The organism is Runella sp. (assembly GCF_965279615.1).
GTDB lineage: Bacteria > Bacteroidota > Bacteroidia > Cytophagales > Spirosomataceae > Runella.
Map to the genome: position 1 here is coordinate 4,445,705 of NZ_OZ257252.1, position 21,796 is coordinate 4,467,500.

Annotated in this window: 30 protein-coding genes and 2 rRNA genes (1 of these 32 only partly in view); 9 read left to right on the forward strand and 23 right to left on the reverse strand. The window is 42.6% G+C overall.

Features of this window, described 5'->3' with window-relative positions; translation table 11 throughout:
• Positions 1–6: 6 nt before the first annotated feature.
• The 19 genes from rpmD to rplC all read right to left on the reverse strand — a co-directional run bounded on the left by rpmD (position 7) and on the right by rplC (position 8,894).
• Positions 7–186 (reverse strand): 50S ribosomal protein L30, encoded by a 180-nt coding sequence (rpmD, locus tag ACQY73_RS19025; RefSeq protein WP_013927420.1) that lies wholly within the window; start codon positions 184–186, stop codon positions 7–9.
• Between the two features lie 12 nt (positions 187–198).
• Complete coding sequence (rpsE, locus tag ACQY73_RS19030) at positions 199–714, reverse strand: 30S ribosomal protein S5 (protein ID WP_428653792.1); 516 nt, start codon at positions 712–714, stop codon at positions 199–201.
• Positions 715–720: 6 nt separating this feature from the next.
• Positions 721–1,077: a 50S ribosomal protein L18 gene (gene rplR / locus ACQY73_RS19035; protein WP_428653794.1), complete on the reverse strand. Its 357-nt coding sequence runs from the start codon at positions 1,075–1,077 to the stop codon at positions 721–723.
• 27 nt (positions 1,078–1,104) lie between these two features.
• Positions 1,105–1,662, reverse strand: a complete 558-nt coding sequence (gene rplF, locus ACQY73_RS19040; RefSeq protein ID WP_428653796.1) for a 50S ribosomal protein L6 — start codon at positions 1,660–1,662, stop codon at positions 1,105–1,107.
• Between the two features lie 19 nt (positions 1,663–1,681).
• Positions 1,682–2,080 carry a 30S ribosomal protein S8 gene (rpsH, locus tag ACQY73_RS19045; protein ID WP_428653798.1) on the reverse strand — a complete coding sequence of 133 codons (399 nt, stop codon included), beginning with the start codon at positions 2,078–2,080 and terminating at the stop codon, positions 1,682–1,684.
• A gap of 77 nt (positions 2,081–2,157) precedes the next feature.
• Complete coding sequence (rpsN, locus tag ACQY73_RS19050) at positions 2,158–2,427, reverse strand: 30S ribosomal protein S14 (RefSeq protein ID WP_013927425.1); 270 nt, start codon at positions 2,425–2,427, stop codon at positions 2,158–2,160.
• Between the two features lie 27 nt (positions 2,428–2,454).
• Positions 2,455–3,009 (reverse strand): 50S ribosomal protein L5, encoded by a 555-nt coding sequence (gene rplE, locus ACQY73_RS19055; RefSeq protein ID WP_428653800.1) that lies wholly within the window; start codon positions 3,007–3,009, stop codon positions 2,455–2,457.
• An 82-nt stretch (positions 3,010–3,091) separates the two neighbouring features.
• Positions 3,092–3,445 carry a 50S ribosomal protein L24 gene (gene rplX, locus ACQY73_RS19060; protein ID WP_428653802.1) on the reverse strand — a complete coding sequence of 118 codons (354 nt, stop codon included), beginning with the start codon at positions 3,443–3,445 and terminating at the stop codon, positions 3,092–3,094.
• Between the two features lie 5 nt (positions 3,446–3,450).
• The gene (gene rplN, locus ACQY73_RS19065) at positions 3,451–3,819 is read right to left on the reverse strand and encodes a 50S ribosomal protein L14 (protein WP_114068150.1); all 369 of its coding nucleotides are present in this window, start codon (positions 3,817–3,819) and stop codon (positions 3,451–3,453) included.
• A gap of 2 nt (positions 3,820–3,821) precedes the next feature.
• Complete coding sequence (gene rpsQ / locus ACQY73_RS19070) at positions 3,822–4,106, reverse strand: 30S ribosomal protein S17 (protein ID WP_428653806.1); 285 nt, start codon at positions 4,104–4,106, stop codon at positions 3,822–3,824.
• A gap of 39 nt (positions 4,107–4,145) precedes the next feature.
• Positions 4,146–4,346: a 50S ribosomal protein L29 gene (gene rpmC, locus ACQY73_RS19075; RefSeq protein ID WP_013927430.1), complete on the reverse strand. Its 201-nt coding sequence runs from the start codon at positions 4,344–4,346 to the stop codon at positions 4,146–4,148.
• An 11-nt stretch (positions 4,347–4,357) separates the two neighbouring features.
• On the reverse strand, positions 4,358–4,792 hold the full coding sequence (gene rplP, locus ACQY73_RS19080; RefSeq protein ID WP_298355412.1) for a 50S ribosomal protein L16: 435 nt from the start codon (positions 4,790–4,792) through the stop codon (positions 4,358–4,360).
• A 49-nt stretch (positions 4,793–4,841) separates the two neighbouring features.
• Positions 4,842–5,705, reverse strand: a complete 864-nt coding sequence (gene rpsC / locus ACQY73_RS19085; protein ID WP_428653809.1) for a 30S ribosomal protein S3 — start codon at positions 5,703–5,705, stop codon at positions 4,842–4,844.
• Between the two features lie 13 nt (positions 5,706–5,718).
• The gene (gene rplV, locus ACQY73_RS19090; RefSeq protein WP_114068154.1) at positions 5,719–6,084 is read right to left on the reverse strand and encodes a 50S ribosomal protein L22; all 366 of its coding nucleotides are present in this window, start codon (positions 6,082–6,084) and stop codon (positions 5,719–5,721) included.
• A 76-nt stretch (positions 6,085–6,160) separates the two neighbouring features.
• On the reverse strand, positions 6,161–6,439 hold the full coding sequence (gene rpsS, locus ACQY73_RS19095) for a 30S ribosomal protein S19 (protein ID WP_013927434.1): 279 nt from the start codon (positions 6,437–6,439) through the stop codon (positions 6,161–6,163).
• Between the two features lie 10 nt (positions 6,440–6,449).
• A complete protein-coding gene (gene rplB / locus ACQY73_RS19100) occupies positions 6,450–7,274 on the reverse strand; it encodes a 50S ribosomal protein L2 (protein ID WP_428653812.1) in 825 nt (274 codons plus the stop codon).
• A gap of 36 nt (positions 7,275–7,310) precedes the next feature.
• Positions 7,311–7,601: a 50S ribosomal protein L23 gene (gene rplW, locus ACQY73_RS19105; RefSeq protein WP_013927436.1), complete on the reverse strand. Its 291-nt coding sequence runs from the start codon at positions 7,599–7,601 to the stop codon at positions 7,311–7,313.
• Positions 7,602–7,605: 4 nt separating this feature from the next.
• Entirely contained in the window at positions 7,606–8,235 is a 630-nt protein-coding gene (gene rplD, locus ACQY73_RS19110; RefSeq protein WP_428653814.1) for a 50S ribosomal protein L4, read from the reverse strand.
• Between the two features lie 38 nt (positions 8,236–8,273).
• The gene (gene rplC, locus ACQY73_RS19115; RefSeq protein WP_428653817.1) at positions 8,274–8,894 is read right to left on the reverse strand and encodes a 50S ribosomal protein L3; all 621 of its coding nucleotides are present in this window, start codon (positions 8,892–8,894) and stop codon (positions 8,274–8,276) included.
• A 468-nt stretch (positions 8,895–9,362) separates the two neighbouring features.
• Here rplC and ACQY73_RS19120 point away from each other — a divergent pair, with 468 nt between their 5' ends.
• Positions 9,363–10,199 carry an outer membrane beta-barrel protein gene (locus ACQY73_RS19120; protein ID WP_428653819.1) on the forward strand — a complete coding sequence of 279 codons (837 nt, stop codon included), beginning with the start codon at positions 9,363–9,365 and terminating at the stop codon, positions 10,197–10,199.
• Positions 10,200–10,218: 19 nt separating this feature from the next.
• On the opposite strand, the gene ACQY73_RS19125 is transcribed toward ACQY73_RS19120, so the two are convergent.
• On the reverse strand, positions 10,219–11,580 hold the full coding sequence (locus ACQY73_RS19125; RefSeq protein WP_428653821.1) for a CotH kinase family protein: 1,362 nt from the start codon (positions 11,578–11,580) through the stop codon (positions 10,219–10,221).
• 143 nt (positions 11,581–11,723) lie between these two features.
• On the opposite strand from ACQY73_RS19125, the gene purU reads away from it, so the two are divergent.
• The 8 genes from purU to ACQY73_RS19165 all read left to right on the forward strand — a co-directional run bounded on the left by purU (position 11,724) and on the right by ACQY73_RS19165 (position 19,408).
• Entirely contained in the window at positions 11,724–12,551 is an 828-nt protein-coding gene (gene purU / locus ACQY73_RS19130) for a formyltetrahydrofolate deformylase (protein ID WP_428653823.1), read from the forward strand.
• 172 nt (positions 12,552–12,723) lie between these two features.
• Positions 12,724–14,337 (forward strand): sodium:solute symporter family transporter, encoded by a 1,614-nt coding sequence (locus ACQY73_RS19135; protein ID WP_428653825.1) that lies wholly within the window; start codon positions 12,724–12,726, stop codon positions 14,335–14,337.
• A 157-nt stretch (positions 14,338–14,494) separates the two neighbouring features.
• The gene (locus ACQY73_RS19140; RefSeq protein WP_428653827.1) at positions 14,495–15,931 is read left to right on the forward strand and encodes a DUF1800 domain-containing protein; all 1,437 of its coding nucleotides are present in this window, start codon (positions 14,495–14,497) and stop codon (positions 15,929–15,931) included.
• A 33-nt stretch (positions 15,932–15,964) separates the two neighbouring features.
• Entirely contained in the window at positions 15,965–17,167 is a 1,203-nt protein-coding gene (locus tag ACQY73_RS19145; RefSeq protein WP_428653830.1) for a DUF1501 domain-containing protein, read from the forward strand.
• On the forward strand, positions 17,154–17,996 hold the full coding sequence (locus ACQY73_RS19150; RefSeq protein ID WP_428653832.1) for a phosphatase: 843 nt from the start codon (positions 17,154–17,156) through the stop codon (positions 17,994–17,996). The genes ACQY73_RS19145 and ACQY73_RS19150 overlap by 14 nt, the downstream gene beginning before the upstream one ends.
• Before the next feature lie 11 nt (positions 17,997–18,007).
• Complete coding sequence (gene nuoB, locus ACQY73_RS19155) at positions 18,008–18,544, forward strand: NADH-quinone oxidoreductase subunit NuoB (protein WP_428653833.1); 537 nt, start codon at positions 18,008–18,010, stop codon at positions 18,542–18,544.
• Positions 18,545–18,548: 4 nt separating this feature from the next.
• Complete coding sequence (locus ACQY73_RS19160; protein ID WP_428653835.1) at positions 18,549–19,046, forward strand: NADH-quinone oxidoreductase subunit C; 498 nt, start codon at positions 18,549–18,551, stop codon at positions 19,044–19,046.
• A gap of 140 nt (positions 19,047–19,186) precedes the next feature.
• Entirely contained in the window at positions 19,187–19,408 is a 222-nt protein-coding gene (locus tag ACQY73_RS19165) for a DUF2795 domain-containing protein (protein WP_013927448.1), read from the forward strand.
• 92 nt (positions 19,409–19,500) lie between these two features.
• Here ACQY73_RS19165 and rrf read toward each other — a convergent pair.
• The 3 genes from rrf to ACQY73_RS19180 form a co-directional block, all read right to left on the reverse strand.
• Positions 19,501–19,612, reverse strand: a 5S ribosomal RNA gene (rrf, locus tag ACQY73_RS19170).
• A gap of 17 nt (positions 19,613–19,629) precedes the next feature.
• Positions 19,630–19,761, reverse strand: coding sequence for a hypothetical protein (locus ACQY73_RS19175; RefSeq protein ID WP_428653839.1), 132 nt, complete (start codon positions 19,759–19,761; stop codon positions 19,630–19,632).
• Between the two features lie 198 nt (positions 19,762–19,959).
• A 23S ribosomal RNA gene (locus ACQY73_RS19180) occupies positions 19,960–21,796 on the reverse strand; it runs 968 nt beyond the window's last position.

Consider the following 21,796-nt stretch of genomic DNA (forward strand, 5'->3'; position numbering starts at 1 on the left):
TGCCAATTAGATCTCTTCGACTTTCACCAAATGATTTACTTTCTGAATCATGCCGGAAATGGCAGGATTGATTTCAATCTCTATACTGCGACTGATTTTTCCTAAACCTAAAGCAGCTAAAGTGCGCTTTTGGTCTTCAGGACGTCCAATCTTACTTCTAACCTGTGTTACTCTTACCTTTGCCATGTTCCCAAAAGATTATCCATTAAATACTTTGGCCAACTTTACTCCACGTTGGAATGCAACTTGGTGAGGAGCTCTCATCTTAAGAAGTGCATCAATGGTTGCCTTCACTACATTGTGAGGGTTTGATGATCCTTTTGATTTTGCTAACACGTCGTGTACACCTGCGGCTTCAAGAACAGCACGCATAGCACCTCCTGCAATTACACCTGTACCAGGGGCGGCGGGCTTAACAAAAACCAGACCTCCACTAAATTTACCGTGCATCTCATGAGGAACTGTTCCTTTTAAGAGAGGAACCTGTACGAGGTTTTTCTTTGCATCCTCGATTCCTTTTGCAATAGCATCAGTTACTTCATTAGCTTTACCTAATCCATAACCTACTACTCCTTTGCCGTCACCTACGACTACGATTGCCGAGAAACTAAAACGACGACCACCTTTTACTACTTTGGCAACGCGGTTTATAGCCACAACCTTTTCTTTCAGGTCTGCCTCGTTGTATTTAAGAGGTTTGATACTGTTTGACATATCTTATTAGAATTTGAGACCCCCTTCGCGAGCGCCGTCTGCCAATGCTTTTACTTTGCCGTGATACAAATAACCGTTTCGGTCAAATACAACTGAACTTACACCGGCTGCAATTGCTTTTTCAGCCAATTTAATGCCTACTTGTTTCGCATCTTCTGCGTTGACACTTGCTTTACCGGTAGTATCAAGTTCAATAGATGAAGCAGAGACCAACGTTTCTCCTTTTGTATCGTCAATTACCTGTGCATAAATGCGGGCATTTGAACGAAATACTGAAAGGCGAGGCTTTTCTGTTGTTCCGGCTACTTTCTTCCGAATCCGGTACTTGATGCGCTGTCTTCTGTCGCTTCTTGCTAAAGCCATGATTGATTACAATTTTCAGATTACTGATTACTTCTTAGCTGCTGCTTTACCGGCCTTACGTCTGATTTGCTCACCGATGAAGCGGATACCTTTACCTTTGTAAGGTTCTACTTTACGGAAAGAACGGATTTTAGCGGCAATTTGACCCAAAAGTTCTTTATCAATACACTCTAAAAAAACTTTTGGATTTTGTCCTTTCTCCATCGTTGCCGTAACCTTCACTTCTGAAGGAACAGCAAAGTAGATTCCGTGTGAGTAGCCAAGGCTCATTTCAAGAATATTATTATTCACTGATGCCTTATAACCTACCCCTACTATTTCCAGTTGAGCTTTGTAGCCTTCATTTACTCCTGTTACCATATTATTGATAAGAGAACGGTAAAGGCCGTGCAATGCTTTATGGCGTTTTTGCTCAGTCGGACGTACGACTGTCAATTCGCTTCCTTCTACTTCTACCTTGATATCGCGGTCAATGGGACGAGACAACGTTCCTTTTGGACCTTTCACAGTCACAACGTTATCGTCAGAGACACTTATTGTGACGTTTGCCGGTAGCGTAATCGGCTTTTTTCCTATACGTGACATGTTCTTTCTGTGAATTTTATCAGTAAACGTAACACAATACTTCTCCGCCCACGTTAAGTACGCGCGCTTCTTTGTCGGTCATTACCCCTTTTGAGGTAGATACAATCGCTACACCAAGTCCATTGAGAATGCGTGGAATATCGGCAGAACCCGAATATTTACGCAACCCCGGACGGCTTACACGTTGCAAGTCAACAATTGCTGATTGCTTTGTTACCGGGTTGTACTTTAAAGCAATCTTAATAATACCCTGCGGGCCGTTATCTTCAAACTTGTAGTTTTGGATAAAGCCTTTATCGTAGAGTACCTTGGTGATCTCCTTCTTAATATTAGAAGCAGGTATCTCCACAACCCGGTGCTTCGCCTTTATGGCGTTTCTGATTCTCGTCAGATAATCTGCTATGGGATCGGTTAACATTTCTCTACTGATTTGTTGCGGCCCTTCCGTAAAAGGGCTGCAAAGTTACGGAATTGATTTTAAAAAACAAAAGAGATTTACCAGCTGGCTTTGGTAACACCGGGAATTTTCCCTGCCGAAGCCATTTCGCGGAATACCACCCGGCAAATACCAAACTTACGCATGTATCCACGGGGACGTCCGGTTAAACGGCAACGGTTGTGCAAACGAACTGCTGATGAACTACGTGGCAGCTTGTCTAAACCTTCCCAATCGCCAGCTTCTTTCAATGCAGCTCTTTTGGAGGCATATTTAGCAACCAGCTTTTGTTTTTTCAATTCTCTTGCTTTTACGGATTCTTTAGCCATTTCCTTATTTCGTTGAAAAAGGGATTCTTATTTCTTACCTTTAGTAAAGGGCATACCAAGCGATTTAAGCAATTCATAGCTTTCTTCGTCAGTATTGGCCGTGGTTACGAACGTAATATCCATTCCTGAAATCTTGTTGATTTTGTCAAACTGAATTTCGGGGAAGATGATTTGTTCTTTCACGCCAAATGTATAGTTGCCACGTCCATCAAAACCTTTATCGCTGATACCTTGGAAATCACGTACACGAGGTAGAGCAATCGAAGTTAAACGATCCAGGAATTCAAACATACGGTTGCCGCGAAGAGTAACTTTAACACCGATCGGCATTTTCTCACGCAACTTAAAGTTTGAAATTGCTTTCTTAGAGATGGTAGGTACTGCCTTTTGACCGGCAATAATCGTGATCTCTTCAAGCCCTTGGTCAATCAACTTCTTATCAGCTACCGCTGCACCAATTCCTTTGTTGATAACAATTTTCGACAAACGAGGTACTTGCATTACCGATTTATACTGGAACTTGTCTTGCAAATGCTTAACTACGTCCTTTGAGTATTTTTCTTTTAATCTCGGAGTTGCCATTTTTTGAATTGTTTTGTGGATTTCCGACCCACAGTTGTTAATTTGAGTTTACAGCAAATGGCTCAACCATTCACCAAACCACTTACTTTGAAGGATCAGGGATAAACTTACCCGATTCTTTTGAGTAACGTTGCAACTTACCTGCTTCGTTGGCTTTACGGCCAATACGAGTAGCTTGTCCGGTTGCAGGGTCAATCACCATCAAATTGCTGATATGAATTGAACCTTCTGTTTTCTTGAGTTCACCCTGAGGATTGGCGGCTGTTGGCTTGATGTGTTTGGTGATCAAATTCACACCCTCCACAATAGCACGTTGTTTTTCTACCAAAACTTTAGTGACTTTACCCGACTGGCCTTTTGAGTTACCGGCAATTACCTTCACGGAATCTCCCGTACGAATGTGTAATTTGGGCTGTTTGTTGTATTTTCTTTCCATTGCTTCTACAATACTTCAGGTGCCAATGAAACAATTTTCATAAAATTTTTCTCGCGCAATTCACGAGCAACAGGTCCGAAGATACGAGTACCGCGAGGTTCATCCTGGTTGTTGAGTAATACGACGGCATTGTCTTCAAACCGAATATAAGAGCCATCCTTACGACGGATTTCTTTTTTGGTACGAACAACTACAGCTTTAGAAACTGTACCTTTCTTTACGTTACCTGAAGGAATTGCCTGCTTAACTGTCACTACTACTTTGTCTCCGATAGAAGCGTATCGTTTCCCGGTTCCGCCTAATACACGGATTACCAGTACTTCTTTTGCGCCACTGTTATCGGCCACAGACAGTCTTGATTCTTGCTGTACCATTGTTATTTCGCTTTTTCAATGATTTCGACTAATCTCCAACGCTTGTTCTTACTGAGTGGGCGGGTTTCCATTACGCGAATGGTATCACCGATTCCACACTCATTGTTTTCGTCATGCACCATTAGTTTGGTCGTTTTTTTCATAAACTTACCATATTTAGGGTGCTTAACTTTACGCTCTACCGCGACAACACAAGATTTGTCCATCTTGCTGCTTACCACGCGGCCAACTCTGACTTTGCGTAAATTTCTTTCTACAGTTGTAGTTGTTTGTGCTGCTGCCTCCATTGTGTCGGTTATTTTGCAATTGGGGTCTCCTGACCATTATTACGCGCTTGCGGCTTTATCCTTAGCCGACAACTCCGTCATCAATCTGGCAATCAGACGGCGCGTATTACGAATACGCATCGGATTCTCAATCGGAGATACGGCGTGAGCAAACTTCAACTTGAGTAGACGATCTTGCTCCTCGACGAGGGTTTGCTTCAATTGCTCTACCGTCAGCGCTTTGATTTCACTATTTTTCATTTGACTAATGCTTATTCTGCTTCTTCTTGATGATCGCGACGAACTACGAATTTAGTCTTCACAGGTAACTTTTGAGCGGCTAACCGAAGGGCTTCACTTGCTAATTCAAGTGAAACTCCTGTTGCTTCAAATAGAATGGTTCCTGCTTTAACAGGGGCTACCCAATATTCAGGGGCACCTTTACCTTTACCCATACGAACCTCAAGAGGTTTTTTGGTAATAGGCTTATCAGGAAATATTCGAATCCATACCTGACCTTCACGCTTCATAGCACGTGTTACAGAAATACGAGCCGCTTCAATCTGACGAGCTGTAATCCAGCCGGGTTCAAGCGATTTGATGGCAAACGTACCGAAAGCGATCTGGTGGCCACGAGTGGCCATACCTTGTTCAGACCCTTTGCTTTTTTGTTGTTTGCGGAACTTGGTTCTTTTCGGTTGTAACATGGTTCAGCAGTATTATTCGGTGTCAATAAAGACCCGTTGCTTTCGATAATTACTTTTTCTTATTACGGTTATTATTGTTGCGGCCTTTGCCCGGACCGTTGCCGGCTCCCGGACCGTTACCAGCTCCACGACGATCTCCACCGTCACGGTCTCCGCCACCGCCTCTGCGACGATCTCCATCACGGTCTCCGCCACCTCTGCGACGATCTCCGCGATCTCCGCCACGCTCATTGCCACCGGCACGTTCTGCTGAAGCAGCACCACCGCTTATTGGTGATAAATCGCGTTTTCCGAAGATTTCACCTTTGAATACCCAAACTTTGATACCGATCTTACCATATACGGTAAGTGCTTCTGAAATTGCATAATCGATATCAGCGCGGAGTGTATGCAAAGGCACACGTCCTTCTTTGTATTCTTCTGTACGGGCCATTTCAGCACCACCCAGACGACCCGAAACACGAACTTTGATTCCTTGGGCACCTACACGCATCGCTGATGATATCGCTTGCTTCATAGCACGACGATAAGAGATACGATTTTCCAATTGCTGAGCGATTGACTCTCCCACCAATTTAGCATCAATTTCAGGACGCTTAATTTCGTAGATGTTGATCTGGATATCTTTACCCGTAATCTTCTTGAGCTCTTCTTTGATCTTGTCGACCTCGTTTCCGCCTTTACCGATCACTATTCCCGGACGGGCCGTGTGAATAGTAAGGGTGATCCGCTTCAAAGTACGTTCAATGACTACTTTGGAGATTGCACCTTTAGGAATACGAGCTGAAATATATTTGCGGATCTGCTCGTCTTCAATCAGCTTGTCGGCAAACTCACGTCCTCCGTACCAGCTTGATTCCCAACCACGGACGATACCGAGTCGCAGACCTATAGGATTAACTTTCTGTCCCATTCGTTATTGAAATTTAGGCTTCTTGTTGGATTACTTCTGCTGCGTCATCTACCACAATGGTAATGTGGTTAGAGCGTTTACGAACTCGGTAAGCACGACCTTGGGGTGCCGGACGCAGACGCTTTAACATTGCGCCACAATCAACAAAAATTGTTTTTACGTATAATTCAGCATCTTCAAGTTTAGCATCTTCGTTGCGTTGTTGCCAGTTGGCGACAGCCGACATCAATACTTTTTTCAAAACCGGAGCGGCACCTTGCGGTTGATATTGCAAAATTGCCAGCGCACGACTAACTTTCTGTCCTCTAATCATATCAGCTACAAGCCGCATCTTACGAGGTGAAGTAGGTACGTTTCTTAATATAGCTCTTGCTTCCATTTTCTTTTGTGCGTCGTTAGTGGTTAGTGTCAGTCATCTGGTCAAATGGCTATTGACTGAACAACTATTGACTATTCTATCTTTTGCCTTTATCTTTTTTGGCAATGTGTCCGCGGAAATTACGTGTTGGGGAAAACTCACCCAATTTATGTCCGACCATGTTTTCGGTTACGTACACAGGAATGAACTTATTGCCATTGTGTACTGCAAAAGTATGACCAATAAAATCCGGAGAGATTGTACTGCGTCTTGACCAAGTCTTGATAACTGATTTCTTGCCGGCACCATTCATTACATCAATTTTGGTCTGAAGGCGGAAATCAATGTACGGTCCTTTTTTTATCGAACGTCCCATTTATCTTCGATTATTTTTTACGTTTGCTGATAATCAAACGGTTAGAATACTTTTTCGGCGTGCGGGTCTTTTTACCTTTCGCATACAAACCTGTGCGTGAACGAGGGTGACCTCCTGAGGCACGGCCCTCACCACCACCCATAGGGTGATCGACCGGGTTCATCGCAACCCCACGAACTCGTGGACGAACACCCAACCAACGCTTACGTCCTGCTTTTCCAAGACTTACGTTCATGTGATCGGCGTTGGATATTGAACCCACCGTTGCGATACACGTAGAAAGTATCATGCGCATTTCACTTGATGGCATACGCAATACTGCATATTTGCCGTCACGAGCTACTAATTGTGCATAAGTACCTGCGCTACGTACCAATTGTCCTCCCTTACCGGGATGCAACTCAACGTTGTGAACAATTGTACCGATTGGCATTGAACTTAATGGGAGGGCGTTACCTACTTCAGGTGCTACACCCGCTCCGGACACAATCGTTTGTCCTACTTTAATACCTTGCGGAGCAAGAATATACCGTTTCTCACCATCCTGATATTCTACCAAAGCAATACGGGCAGAACGGTTGGGATCGTATTCAACGGATACTACTGTTGCCGGAACATCAAACTTGTTACGTTTGAAGTCAATAATACGGTACATGCGTTTGTGACCACCACCAATATAACGAGCAGTACGACGACCTTGGTTGTTACGTCCACCTGTCTTTCTAATCGGAGCCAACAAGCTTTTTTCAGGCGTGTCGGTTGTGATCTCATCAAACGACGGAGCCGTACGAAAGCGCTGACCGGGAGTTGTTGGTTTTAGCTTAATGACTGCCATTGTTTTTTTCAGTTATTTGCTACTTCAACGATTTAGTTAGGCGATATCAGAATAAATATCAATTATTTCGCCTGCTTTTAGTGTCACGATGGCTTTCTTGTACGTTGAAGTAATACCACTAATTGCTTTACCTCGTGACATTCTTGATTTTTTTCTACCGATTGAACGCATGGTATCCACGCTGGCTACCTTAACGCCATAGACTTTTTCGATGGCGTTTGCGATCTCAATTTTATTGGCAGTTTTAGACACTTCAAATACATACTTGCCCAAGTTGCTGAGCGCAGTAGCTTTTTCGGTCAATATCGGTCGCTTGAGTACACTCATTGTCTTACTTGTTCAAGAGATTTTCTAACTTCGACACTGCAGCCTCGCTGATCAACAATACTTCCGCATTGATAAGATCGTAGGTGTTTACAGAATCAGCAGTAGTGATGTTTACCTTTGGAATATTGCGCCCTGACAAAAATACGTTATCGTCGTGGTTAGGCAGAATAAGAAGTGTTTTCTTATTTGTTAAAGAGAAAGCACTCAGGAAAGAAAGATATTGTTTGGTCTTAGGACCGTCGAAGGTAAAATCTTCTACAATCGAAATACCGTTTGCTTTCGCTTTGGCTGAAAGAACTGACTTACGAGCCAATACTTTCACTTTCTTGTTAAGTTTGAAACTATAGTCGCGCGGTCTTGGTCCGAATACGCGGCCACCACCTACAAACAAAGGTGATTTAATTGACCCGGCACGTGCGCCTCCTGTTCCTTTTTGACGCTTGATTTTTCTTGTAGAGTAAGAAACTTCGGCGCGCTCTTTTGATTTGTGTGTACCCTGACGTTGATTGGCAAGATATTGCTTTACGTCTAAATACACTACGTGCTGATTTGGCTCAATACCGAAAACCGTTTCGGCAAGGGCTACTTTTTTGCCCGTATCTTGTCCTTTTATATCTAATACTGAAAGTTCCATTGTCTTGATCGGATTGAACGGTTCGCGTTAGCGATTAACTACTTCTCGATGATTACAAACGAATTTTTCGCACCCGGCACCGAACCACTGATAACAACCAGATTCTGCTCAGGAATTACTTTCAACACTTTAAGGTTTTGAACCTTAACGCGATTGTTCCCCATGCGTCCTGCCATACGAATCCCTTTGAATACACGAGAAGGGAATGAACATGCACCAATTGAACCCGGGTGACGTTGGCGGTTGTGCTGACCGTGTGTTTGGCCACCTACCCCTGCGAAACCATGACGTTTTACTACGCCTTGGAAACCACGTCCTTTGGCAGTACCTACAACATCAACGAAGTCGCCTTCTCCAAATACATCTGCTACTGACAGTGCCTGGCCGAGATCAAGTTCCTGTTCGAACTCTTTGAACTCTACCAATTTACGTTTTGGCGTAGTACCTGCTTTCTTAAAATGACCCACGAGCGGCTGAGTCGTATGCTTTTCTTTTTTTTCCCCGAAACCGAGTTGGACAGCTTTGTATCCATCTGTTTCGTCGGTTTTAACTTGTGTAACAACACAAGGACCAGCTTCAATTACCGTACATGCCAGAGCCTGCCCGTCCGCACTGTACACGCTGGTCATCCCGATTTTTTTTCCTATTAAACCAGACATCTTTTTGATTTACAGCAGGTTATAAAATTTATTTTGTAAAACGGACTGCAAAAGTCTGAAATTAAATTCAGCAATCCAAATCTTTTACTTCTTTTATTATTTTTCTTCCATAAAAAAAGGTCAGATGATAAACATCTGACCTCATTTTACTGTGGGAAAGCAAAAGCTACTTAACCTAGTTATGAATTCAGATGCGGTTTCCTTTCGGACCTTCATCCAATCTATGTCGATTGAAATTTTGAAAGTGTCTTTTTGTAAAAGGCTCGCAAAGGTCTGCATTTTCCTCTTTAAAAGCAAGCGTAATTCTGAAAAATTTTATAAAATAATTTTATTCGGCTATTTTTGACAACTTTCTCTCCATCCCGCATACCGAATATTGATTAAACGGTTGTACAACTATTGACACTATTTTCGTTAGTAGACAATACAGAGGAATACCCGTAAACTATGAAAAACGTATGTATTAGAGTGATAATCACTCTGTTAGCAATCATTTCCTGTTTTGATCTCAGCGCTCAGTCACGGCGCAATCGCCCTATTTATCGTAATGTTCCCGCTTTTGGAGTTTTGAAGGTCTATGCCGGTACGGGCATATCTTATTATATGGGAGATATGCGCGCAAAGACTGACTTACGGTTTCTTCAGCCCCATTTAGCTTTAGGAATCAGTTATCGATTGGCTGAACGTTTTGCTTTAAGAGGAGAATTTGATCTGTATCGTATTTCAGGAAAGCAGGAAGGGGGTCCTATTTGGTACAATAACCTGTCATTTCGTTCTGATAATCCTGCGGGCTATATCGGATTACAAATTGATGCTTTTCGCTATAATGATGAACGCTTTTTGAAGCCCTATTTGTTGGGTGGAATAGGAATAACAAGAATTAATCCCAAAGCTAATTATCAAGGCAATTGGTATAGTTTGCCTCCGCTAATGACTGAAGGGGTAGCTTATAAACGTAACGTACGCATTGCCGTTATTGGCTTTGGAGTCTCTTGGAAATACGATGATCGTTGGAATTTTGCAGTAGAACTTACTGACAACTTTGCTGGTTCAGATTACTTAGACGATGTCAGTACCAATTATCCAAATCCGACAGGAATGTCTGAGTTGGCCTTAGCTCTATCTGACAGAAGGTCGGAATTAACGAATCTGCCTTCCGGGTATTCCCCACGGAATGAACCGGGGAACCAACGTGGAAATCCTAAAGTGAAAGATTCATATGGGTTTCTTTCATTTCGGGCCGAATACCTGATCGGCACTCAGGCAAGACGCGCCGAACGCCGCAAGTTGAGATGCTATTATTAAGCACAACTAAATCAGTCTTTTATTTTAAGAAATCAGTAACTGCTTGATTTCGACTCACAACCTGCTGCTTCAAGACAGGCAATGCACTTGTAAAATTGGAGAGATTAGCTAAGTTGGAGTAAGGTGTCTGCTCTTTTTCCGTTCCATTTACGAAAGGGGAAATCAGCGTTGTGTTTTTATCAAAAAGCTCATTCATTTTGGCCGTCGTAAAAACCGTGTTGTTAAATTCTTTTACATAGGTCTTGTACTTAGCGTAATAAACGGCGTCATCTGCCACGTACCGAATGAGCGGCCAACTGCCTGCAACACCTGCCAATGAGAGTTGCACACGGGCATTACTTGTTAAAGCTTCGTTATTATCCCACGGAATCCATGTAAGCTTCTTGGCAGAATGGTTGTATAGATAGTGATTATGGGCCATAGCTCCATAGGTATCCCAATTGACCATCGTTGTATTCACTGCCAGCCACTTAATAAAGTGGTCTATGTTAAATATCTTTTCAAGATTCTCTCTCCATAGCGATGCATTCGTCGTGCGAATAGGATCATTCAATGCTGTAATAAACGCTTTTGCATCACTCCAATCGGCAACATCTTCGTTGTTCTTTTTCTCAAATTGGCTTTGAGAAAAAGATTGAAAAGTAGATTCCGGTTTGTAGACATTCCCTTTTTTCTCCCCAAACTGTGATTTCAGCATTTCATCTTCTATCGTTTCCAATAGCGTATAAACACCGCAATATTTCAGGCCGTCGCCAAAATCAATATAAATTTTATAGAAAGATGTTTGTGCTGCGGGAATTCCTGCCATTCGAAAAATATCCGCCGTAACTTTTTCTCTGATAAGGGAATTATCTTTAAAGGCCGGTGACAGCGAAAATTCTTTAAACCCATAAAAACGCTGATCATTTATTTCAGGATATTGATCTTCAAATTCATCCATTTTCAGACGGAAGGGAAGTTTATAAATACCTGCCCGCCATATAGACGATAAGCTGGAATTGCCTTTTAGACGAAAACCTACCTTATACCATTCTTTGCCGTTGAACTTCATTGATACTGCTACATAATTAGGTTCGTCAGACGTATTAACGCCTCCGCCGGCACCACCTCCCGCTACGCCGAAATCACTGCCTTTCAAGGCTTTCATATCTGTACGGATAGCACTCCAATCCGTCGTTTTCATACGAATTTCAAGGGTATTTACCTGATTTTGTGGAAAAACAATGTCATAATTAGGTACACCGTCTTTACTGTGTGTTTCTGTTGTCCAATCTGCCAAACCTGCCCCACTTCCATCATCGGTAGCAACAATCTCTTTATCTTTGCAGGCAAATGCAATGGTAAGGAGAATAAATAGAGCTAATACCTTTAGTATATTCATAAGGATGTCAAATCAGGCTTTTAAAAATCAGTACTCTTTATATTAATCGGAAGTTCTTTTACTTTACGCATTCAATTGTTTTTTCGATGCAATCTCTTATTTTTCTTTGAGGTTGGTAAAGCATTAACTTGATTTTTTGTTCAATGAAACATATCCTTCTTATGGACGGCCCTGACCACAAAGGGCTTATTTATCACGTAACCCACGTATTGTATAATCACAACCAAAACATTATCAGTCAAGACGAATACGTAAGTCCTTCCAAACAGTTTTTCATGCGGACGGAATTTGAAGGCGAAGGCGATGTGGCAAAAATCATGGATGATCTTTATAGCACTTTACCCTCAGGAATTAATCTTCGTCTTAATCCTAAAAAAAAGAAAGACATTGTTGTATTCGTCACCAAAGAACATGACTGTTTGGGTGAGCTGCTTATTCGATATGCCTTCGACGAACTGGATGCTACCATTCAGGCCGTGATCAGCAATTATAATATTCTGCAACCTTTAGTGAGCAAATTCGGAATTCCTTTTCACTATATTTCTCATGAACATAAAACCCGTCAGGAACACGAAGAAGCTATTTTAAGAACGTTGGATATTTACCATCCCGAATATTTAGTATTGGCCAAATACATGCGCGTGCTTACAAGCGATTTTGTTAAACATTATGCCAACCGAATCGTCAACATTCATCATTCCTTTTTACCGGCTTTTATTGGGGCCAATCCTTATCGTCAGGCGTATGAGCGCGGTGTAAAAATCATTGGTGCTACGGCTCATTTTGTTAATGATAACCTGGATGAAGGGCCAATAATTGCTCAGGACGTAAAAGAAGCGGATCACCGCCTAACGGCTGCCGACATGGCAACGTTAGGGAAAGATACTGAGAAATCGGTACTGTCAAAAGCGTTGAAGTTGGTATTCAATGACCGCGTATTCATTCACGGAAATCGAACAATCATATTATAAGTCATTTTTCAGTGAGCGCTTTTACCGGTTTTTAGGCAATTAAGTCCTTCTATCTATTTGAGAGAAGTTCTCTACAACAAAATCAACTTAAAATCTAATTTTCTGTAATTGTTGTTTAGGTTTAAGTATCTTGCAACCCGTTTTTAACCCTATAACTAACCTTTTGGAAGACATGCAAAAACTTCAATCCTTAGACTATCTGGTCTTTCTTTTTTATTTCATAGTAGTGGCCGGTTACGGTTATTGGATTTATCAACGAAAAAAAACCAAAGAAGCCAGTACAACTGATTTCTTTTTAGCCGAAGGCTCTCTTACCTGGTGGGCGATCGGCGCTTCTTTAATTGCTTCGAATATTTCGGCTGAGCAATTTATCGGAATGTCAGGAAACGGTTTTTCAATGGGGCTAGCCATTGCCACTTACGAATGGATGGCCGCAGCGACTCTTTTGGTGGTAGGTATTTTCTTTATGCCCATCTATTTAAAGAATCGCATTTTCACGATGCCCCAGTTCTTAAACCAACGTTATAACACAACTGTCAGCCTTATTATGGCCGTTTTTTGGTTGTTTTTATACGTTTTGGTGAATTTGACATCTATTTTGTTTTTAGGTGCGCTGGCTGTTTCAACCATTTCAGGCATTGATTTTACCGTTTGTATGATCGGCTTAGCCATTTTTGCCGTAATCATTACCGTAGGGGGTATGAAGGTAATTGGTTACACCGACGTGATTCAGGTCTTCTTTCTTATCTTAGGTGGATTGGCTACGACTTATCTCGCCATGGATCTGGTTTCGCAAGAGTTTGGGGTTGAGGGAATCACAAGTGCTTTCGGTACAATGCTTGATAAATCAGCCGACCATTTTCATATGATATTCCACGAAGGCAATCCAAACTATATGGCCTTACCGGGTTTAACGGTATTGATCGGAGGAATGTGGATTGTGAATCTTAACTATTGGGGTTGTAATCAATATATTACGCAACGGGCATTGGGGGCTGATCTTAAGACAGCGCGTGAAGGAATCCTGTTTGCTGCTTTCTTAAAAATATTGATGCCCGTTATCGTTGTATTACCGGGAATTGCCGCTTATACTCTTTACCAAAAAGGCTTATTTCAAATGGAAATGCTTGAGGGTGGCGAATTAAACCAAGATCGTGCTTATCCCGTATTGCTTAACTTACTTCCGGTAGGTTTGAAAGGGCTTTCATTCGCCGCACTAACTGCCGCAATTGTAGCTTCATTGGCCGGAAAGGCAAACAGTATCTCTACGATCTTCACCCTTGATATTTATAAAAAATACATCGAGCAAAATGCCGATGAAAAGAAATTGGTTTGGGTTGGTCGGGTGACTATTGTTATTGCCATGATTTTGGCGATTGTGATTTCTCCGTATATGGGCATTGACAAAAAAGGTGGGTTCCAATTTATCCAAGAGATGACAGGCCTTGTTTCTCCGGGTGTATTCGCAGCGTTTATTTTGGGCTTTTTCTGGAAAAAGACCAATTCCGCAGGCGCTCTTTTTGCCATTGTAGGTGGCTTCTTACTTGCCTTTTCCATGCACAACAACTGGCTTCCGGGTACTGATTGGACAGCCGTTCCTTTTCTGGATCGGATGGGCATTGTATTCTTGATTTGTGTAGCTGTTATGATTGCACTGGGTCTTTGGCAACCAAGCGACAAAGGGCTCAAAATTGACGCGTCTATGTTTAAAATTAAAGGTACATTCGCCATCGGGACGGTTATTATCTGTACTATAATTACAATACTTTATACTGTATTCTGGTAGTCGACTTTACTCAATAGATTGTTTACCCCTATCGGTACCGGTACTGATAGGGGTATTTTTTTGCTCTTCATTAAACTTTCCGGGTTGTTTATCTCTCTAAGCTTCAATGCCGTTTGAAATTTTCTAAAAATTACTCAACGCTGTTAATCAATCCACTATGGACATTATCCAACACCAACGCAACATTCAACACTTATTTTGGCGGGCAGGCTTCGGAGCGTCCCCAATGGAAGTGCAAAAAGCAATGTCTAAGTCCAGGCATCAGCTTGTAAAAGATTTATTCAAGAATGGAAGAGGCCTGGAGTTGCTTGCTCAAGTATCAGATGCGCCTTATCAGGACTTAAAAAATCTTAAAAAAGCAGCGAAACAAAACGCCGGCAGTTCACGCGAAGAAATGAGAGACCGATTAAAGGACATTGCGCAGCAACGCCGCGAAACCATCGGAAGCCTTAATGATGCGTGGGTTGCCAAAATGGGAAATCCCGATTATGCATTGCGTGAAAAAATGACCCTTTTTTGGCATAATCATTTTGCCTGTCGCAGTAGAATAGGTGCGTTTATTCAACAACAAAATAATACTATTCGTACCCATGCTTTTGGGAAGTTCGGTGATTTACTGATGGCGATTTCCAAAGATGCGGCCATGCTGCAATTTTTGAACAATCAGCAAAATCGCAAAAAAAGCCCTAACGAAAACTTTGCCCGTGAAGTCATGGAGCTATTTACCGTTGGTCGAGGCCAATATACCGAGCAGGATATTAAAGAAGCCGCCCGGGCATTTACAGGCTGGGGATTTACGATCAATGGTGATTTCGTATTTCGGGAAATTTTCCACGATGACGGCACCAAAACCATCTTTGGCAGATCAGGCAATTATACCGGTGAGGATGTGATCGAAATGCTTTTATCCAACCCTATGACTGCACGACATATTTCAACGAAAATATATCGACATTTTGTGAATGAAAAAATAGTTCAAGCCCACGTTGATGCCATGTCGAAGCGTTTTTATAATACCAATTACGACATTGCCGATTTAATGGAATTCGTTTTTATGTCCGATTGGTTTTATAATTCAACGAATGTTGGCGCTCAAATCAAATCACCGGTCGAATACATTGCCGGGTTGCAGCGAACGCTGAATTTGGATTTCGTTGATAAAGCACCCGTATTATACACCCAAAAAATTCTGGGACAAGTGCTTTTCAATCCACCTAATGTGGCCGGCTGGCCCGGCGGAAAAGCATGGATCGACAGTTCAAGTCTGCTTTCACGTTTACAAATGCCAAACATATTTTTTCGCAACGAAGTTATCAATGTCAGCGTAAAAGAGAGCGGAGACGCAAATGAAGAATCCTTAAAACACAAAAACAGGTTTGAAACCAACATGGATTGGCAGGCCTTTGCCCAATCCTTCAAATCGGTTTCGGATGCTGAACTTTGTAAAACCTTGGCATCTTATTTGTTACAGGTCCCGATTAGTGATGAGTTGATGAAACGCATTGAAAATAAGGTTTCTACAAAAGAGCGACCTGACGTTATCAAACAACTCAGCATTGCTTTAATGAGTACACTCGAATACCAAGTTTGCTAAACCTCCGGCCTTCAAATACTATCTATTTAACTTATGAAACGTCGCAACTTCCTTAAAAACACTGCTTTCACCACGGCCGGCTCACTTTTAATTCCACAATTTTTAAAAGCGTATGAGCAAAAACACCTTGGGCAAAAACCGTTGAACGATAAAATTCTTGTTATTATTCAGCTCTCCGGTGGCAATGATGGACTGAACACGGTAGTTCCGTTCAGGAACGATATTTATTACCGCGAACGGCCTTCGATTTCCATTAATCAAAATAATATTCTGCGATTAAATGACGAAATTGGGCTAAATCCGGCGTTGGAAAAAATAAAAGAACTGTATGATAACGGTTTGGTATCCATTGTTAATAATGTAGGTTATCCAAACCCCGACCGTTCTCATTTCCGTTCGATGGATATTTGGCAAACAGGAAGCGGCTCGGAAGATTATCTTTCTACGGGTTGGATCGGGCGTTATTTGGACGCACAATGCATCGGGCATTCGTGTTTACCGCATCAGGCGCTTGAAATTGATGATACATTGAGCTTAGCGTTAAAGGGTCAACAGGTGAATGGACTTTCATTACAAAACCCTGAAAAGCTCTATAAGCAAACTCAAAGTGCATTTGTTAAGACCTTGGATAACACTCCGGCTGCTGATACGCATGAAAATGTAGGCTATCTCTATAAAACATTAGCCGAAACCATATCTTCTGCTGATTATGTTCATTCCAAGGCAAAGGTCAACAAATCTCGGTTGTTGTACCCAACAACCGAACTCGGAAAAAGCCTTAATACAATTGCCGAACTTATTACTGCCGGTGTAAGCACAAGTGTTTATTACGTTTCATTGTCCGGTTTTGATACGCATATTCGCCAAAACGACCAGCAAGACCGTCTTTTACGTCAATACTCTGAAGCGGTCAATGTTTTTGTGAATGATATGAAATCCAATAGTCGACTTGACGATGTTATGATCTTAACCTTTAGTGAATTTGGCCGGCGGGTAAAACAAAACGCCAGTAACGGCACTGACCACGGTACTGCCAATAATGTATTTTTGATTGGCGGGCCTAAACGTACAAAACCTATTGTCAGCGAAGCGCCTGACTTAACAGATTTAGACAATGGTGATCTAAAATACAAAATTGATTTTAGGGAAATCTATGCAACCTTATTGGATGATTGGTTACATACCGATTCCGGCAATATCCTTAATAAGAAATTCAGTAAACTTGCCCTATTTTAAATTAAAATGGCTGCCTGAGAGCAGTCATTTTAATTTAAAGCTAATTATCTTTTCTATTCTCCTCTTCCTTGGTGGCTTTTTCCTATTTTTACGTCAATCAATAAAAGACGAAATGCCCCATACTATCAATGATACAGCAAAAATTTTCAGTACACTTGGCGGAGAATTCATCATTCCAACAGACATATTTGCCGAAAAAGTAAAAAAGATAAAGGCCTTCATTTTTGACTGGGACGGCGTTTTTAATGATGGCACTAAAAACGAACAGGGAACCAGTAATTTCAGTGAGGTTGATTCAATGGGAATCAATTTACTGCGGTTTGGTTGGTGGTTATCTCATTCAAAAATGCCCCATACTGCTATTATTTCAGGCGAACGGAATGTTATGTCTTTTCAGTTGGTTCAGCGTGAGCATTACGAATCCTGTTATTTTCGTATCAAACATAAGATTGCCGCCCTGGAACACTTCATGAATATATACGGTCTTAAATCGGAGGAAATAGCGTTCTTTTTTGATGATGCTTTAGATCTATCAATCGCAGAACAATGCGGTATTCGTATCATGATACGACATAATGGAAATCCTTTATTTCAAAAATACGTTGTCGACAATAATCTTGTTGACTATATTACCGGTCAGGTAGGCGGCGCTTTTGCCGTCAGAGAAGGATGTGAACTCTTATTGGGAGTTGACCAAATACATGATCAAACAATTACAAAAAGGCTACGTTTTTATCCTGAATATGACCAATACCTCTCTGAACGTCAAATGATTGAAAGTTCATTTTTTACGTTGGCTGAGGGGAAATTTGAATTGCAAACTCTGTAGTATTTATCGTAATGTCACAATCCATAAATTTTCAGGAAAATAGATTAAAAACAGGCGAAGGGGGAATAATTCTTACCAGTGTGGAAGATTTACTCAACTGGTCAAGATTATCGTCTCTTTGGCCTATGGGATTTGGACTGGCATGTTGCGCCATAGAAATGATGGCTTCGTATGCTTCTAATTATGATCTCGAACGCTTTGGGATCTTTCCAAGGCCTTCTCCACGTCAATCTGATGTAATGATTGTTGCAGGAACTGTTACTTTCAAAATGGCCGACCGCATTCGGCGTTTGTATGAGCAAATGCCGGAGCCGCGTTATGTGATCTCTATGGGAAGCTGTTCAAACTGCGGAGGGCCGTATTGGGAGCATGGCTATCATGTTGTAAAAGGAGTAGATAGAATTATTCCTGTAGATGTGTATGTGCCCGGTTGCCCGCCCCGCCCCGAAGCATTAATTGGAGGTTTTCTGAAATTACAGGAAAAAATTCGACAGGAACATCCGATTGCTCCAACGTTACTATTAGAAATTGAAAATCAGCCCGCCTAGCCTTATGACTACAAAAGATATACAACAGCGGTTAATTGATGTGTTTGCAACAGAGTCGATAATAGTTGTGAACGAAAGGTCAACACAACCTATTCTGCAAATACCGGTTGAGTTGCTTATCAGCACTTGTCAATTTTTGCACGATGACGAACTATTATTTTTTGACTTTTTGGCTTGCGTTACCGGTATTGATAATGGCCCTGACAAAGGTACTGTTGAAATAATTTATCATTTAACGTCAATTCCATACCAAAGAAATTTAGTTCTCAAAATTGTGATACCAAGGCAAACAGGCAGTTTGTTACCTTCAGCTCCAAGTGTAAGCGGTATTTGGCAAACCGCTAATTGGCATGAACGCGAAACGTTTGATCTAATTGGAATTTCCTTTGAAAACCATCCTGATTTGCGTCGTATACTACTTCCTAAAGACTGGGAAGGATACCCATTAAGAAAAGATTACGAAGAACAGGACTCCTACCACGGAATAAAAGTAAAATACTAGTAATCAATGAGTTGAAAATTTTTCTTGACATAATCAAAAAAAATGCTATCCTTCGCAACAAATTCAGCTAAAAAAGCGTTGGATTGGCAAGTTTGCTTGGTTTTTAAACCTTATTTTAGAACTAATAAAAGGAATTGAGTATGTATTGGACACTGGAATTAGCCTCTTATTTGGAGGACGCGCCTTGGCCCGCCACAAAGGACGAATTAATTGATTTTGCTATTCGCACGGGAGCTCCTCTGGAAGTCGTCGAAAACCTTCAGGAGTTGGAAGATGATGGTCAACCTTATGAAAGTATTGAGGAAATATGGCCTGATTATCCAACCAAAGACGATTTCTTCTTTAACGAAGATGAATATTAAAAAAACAAAAAAAGCCCAGTAAATGGGCTTTTTTTTAATAGGTATGATTAGAAACAGAAAAAGCTCACATATAGTGAGCTTTTCTTTTAATATTGTGGCGGCTACCTACTTTTCCAGGTTTTATCCCAGTATCATCGGCGGATTGGGGCTTAACTTCTCTGTTCGGAATGGGAAGAGGTGAACACCCAACCTGTAACCACCATCAAGGTCGTTTTGGGGTTTTAGGAAGGAGAACAGGTGAAGCGAACCGTCGCACCGTCCCAACCTGTAACCACCATCAAGGTCGTTTTGGGGTTTTCGGAAGGAGAACAGGTGAAGCGAACCGTCGCACCGTCCCAACCTGTAACCACCATCAAGGTCGTTTTAGCGTTTCAGAACTGACATCAGTAAAATTAATTACCGCACCATCCTGTCTTGCTAACCTATCTTTAAGGCTTTTTGATTCGAGTTAATCAGGGACATCTGTCGCCTCTCAATTCTTATCAGGTCTTTTCAGACTATAGGGTCTTATACATTAATTGACATTGGAAAGAAAAATAAATAAGCAGTATATATAGAAGCTATTGGGCAATTAGTACTGCTCGGCTTTGATGTCACCACCTTTACACCTGCAGCCTATCAACGTCATCGTCTATAACGTCCCTTGTTTGGAAATCTCATCTTCAGGCCGGTTTCGCACTTAGATGCTTTCAGCGCTTATCCGTTGCCCACGTAGCTACTCGGCCGTGCAACTGGCGTTACAACCGATTCACCAGCGGTGAGTCCAACCCGGTCCTCTCGTACTAAGGTCAGCCCCCGTCAAATTTCCTACGCCCATCACAGATAGGGACCGAACTGTCTCACGACGTTCTGAACCCAGCTCGCGTGCCACTTTAATCGGCGAACAGCCGAACCCTTGGGACCTTCTCCAGCCCCAGGATGTGACGAGCCGACATCGAGGTGCCAAACCATCCCGTCGATGTGAGCTCTTGGGGATGATCAGCCTGTTATCCCCGGCGTACCTTTTATCCTTTGAGCGATGGCACACCCATGCGCAACCACCGGATCACTAAACCCTGGTTTCCCACCTGATCGACCCGTCGGTCTCACAGTCAAGCCGGCTTGTGCTTTTGCACTCCCCGCACGGTTACCAAGCGTGCTGAGCCGACCTTTGGAAGCCTCCGTTACTCTTTTGGAGGCGACCACCCCAGTCAAACTACCCACCATGCGCGGTCTTCATAACTGAATTAGAACACAGAATACAAAAGGGTGGTATTTCAACGTTGGCTCCCCGAATCCTGACGAACCCGGTTCACAGCCTCCCACCTATCCTACACATTCATATCCCATGTTCAACGCAAAGTTGTAGTAAAGGTGCACGGGGTCTTTCCGTCCCGTGACGGGTAAGCGGCATCTTCACCGCTACTACAATTTCACCAAGCTCACGGTTGAGACAGTGCCCAGATCGTTACACCATTCGTGCAGGTCGGAACTTACCCGACAAGGAATTTCGCTACCTTAGGACCGTTATAGTTACGGCCGCCGTTTACCGGGGCTTCGATTCAAAGCTTCTCTTGCGATGACTTCCCCTCTTAACCTTCCGGCACCGGGCAGGTGTCAGGCAACATACGTCGTGTCTCCACTTTGCGTTGCCCTGTGTTTTTGTTAAACAGTCGCCTGGGCCATTTCTCTGCGACTCAATTTTACTCGAGTGTCCCTTTTCCCGAAGTTACAGGACTAATTTGCCGAGTTCCTTAACCGTGATTCACTTGAGCACCTTGGTATATTCTACCCAGCTACCTGTGTCGGTTTACGGTACGGGCTCATGCAAGCTGATGTTTCAGCGGTTTTTCTTGGAGGCAGATTCAACACTTCGCTTCGTCCGTAGACTCTGCTCAACGAAGACTTCCGTCACTTCGTAGCGTCTCTTCCACCCCGTGCGCTTCACACTTGCATCAGGTGCAGGAATATTAACCTGCTGTCCGTCAGGTGCGGCCTTCGCCTTCCCCTTAGGCCCCGACTAACCCTCAGTTGATTGACATAGCTGAGGAATCCTTAGCTTTACGGTGTGTATGGTTCTCACATACATTGTCGTTACTTATGCCTACATTTGCTTTTCTATCCGCTCCACCATAGCTCACGCTACAGCTTCGCTGCAAACAGAATGCTCCCCTACCGATATTACTATCGCATCGCTTCGGTGATATACTTGATGCCCGTTTATTATCGACGCCCGCCCCGCTCGACCAGTGAGCTGTTACGCACTCTTTAAATGTATAGCTGCTTCCAAGCTAACATCCTGGCTGTCTCGGCAGTCGGACTTCCTTTGTTCAACTTAGTATATACTTAGGGACCTTAGCGGTTGCTCTGGGTTGTTCCCCTCTCGGACCGTGACCTTAGCACCCCGGC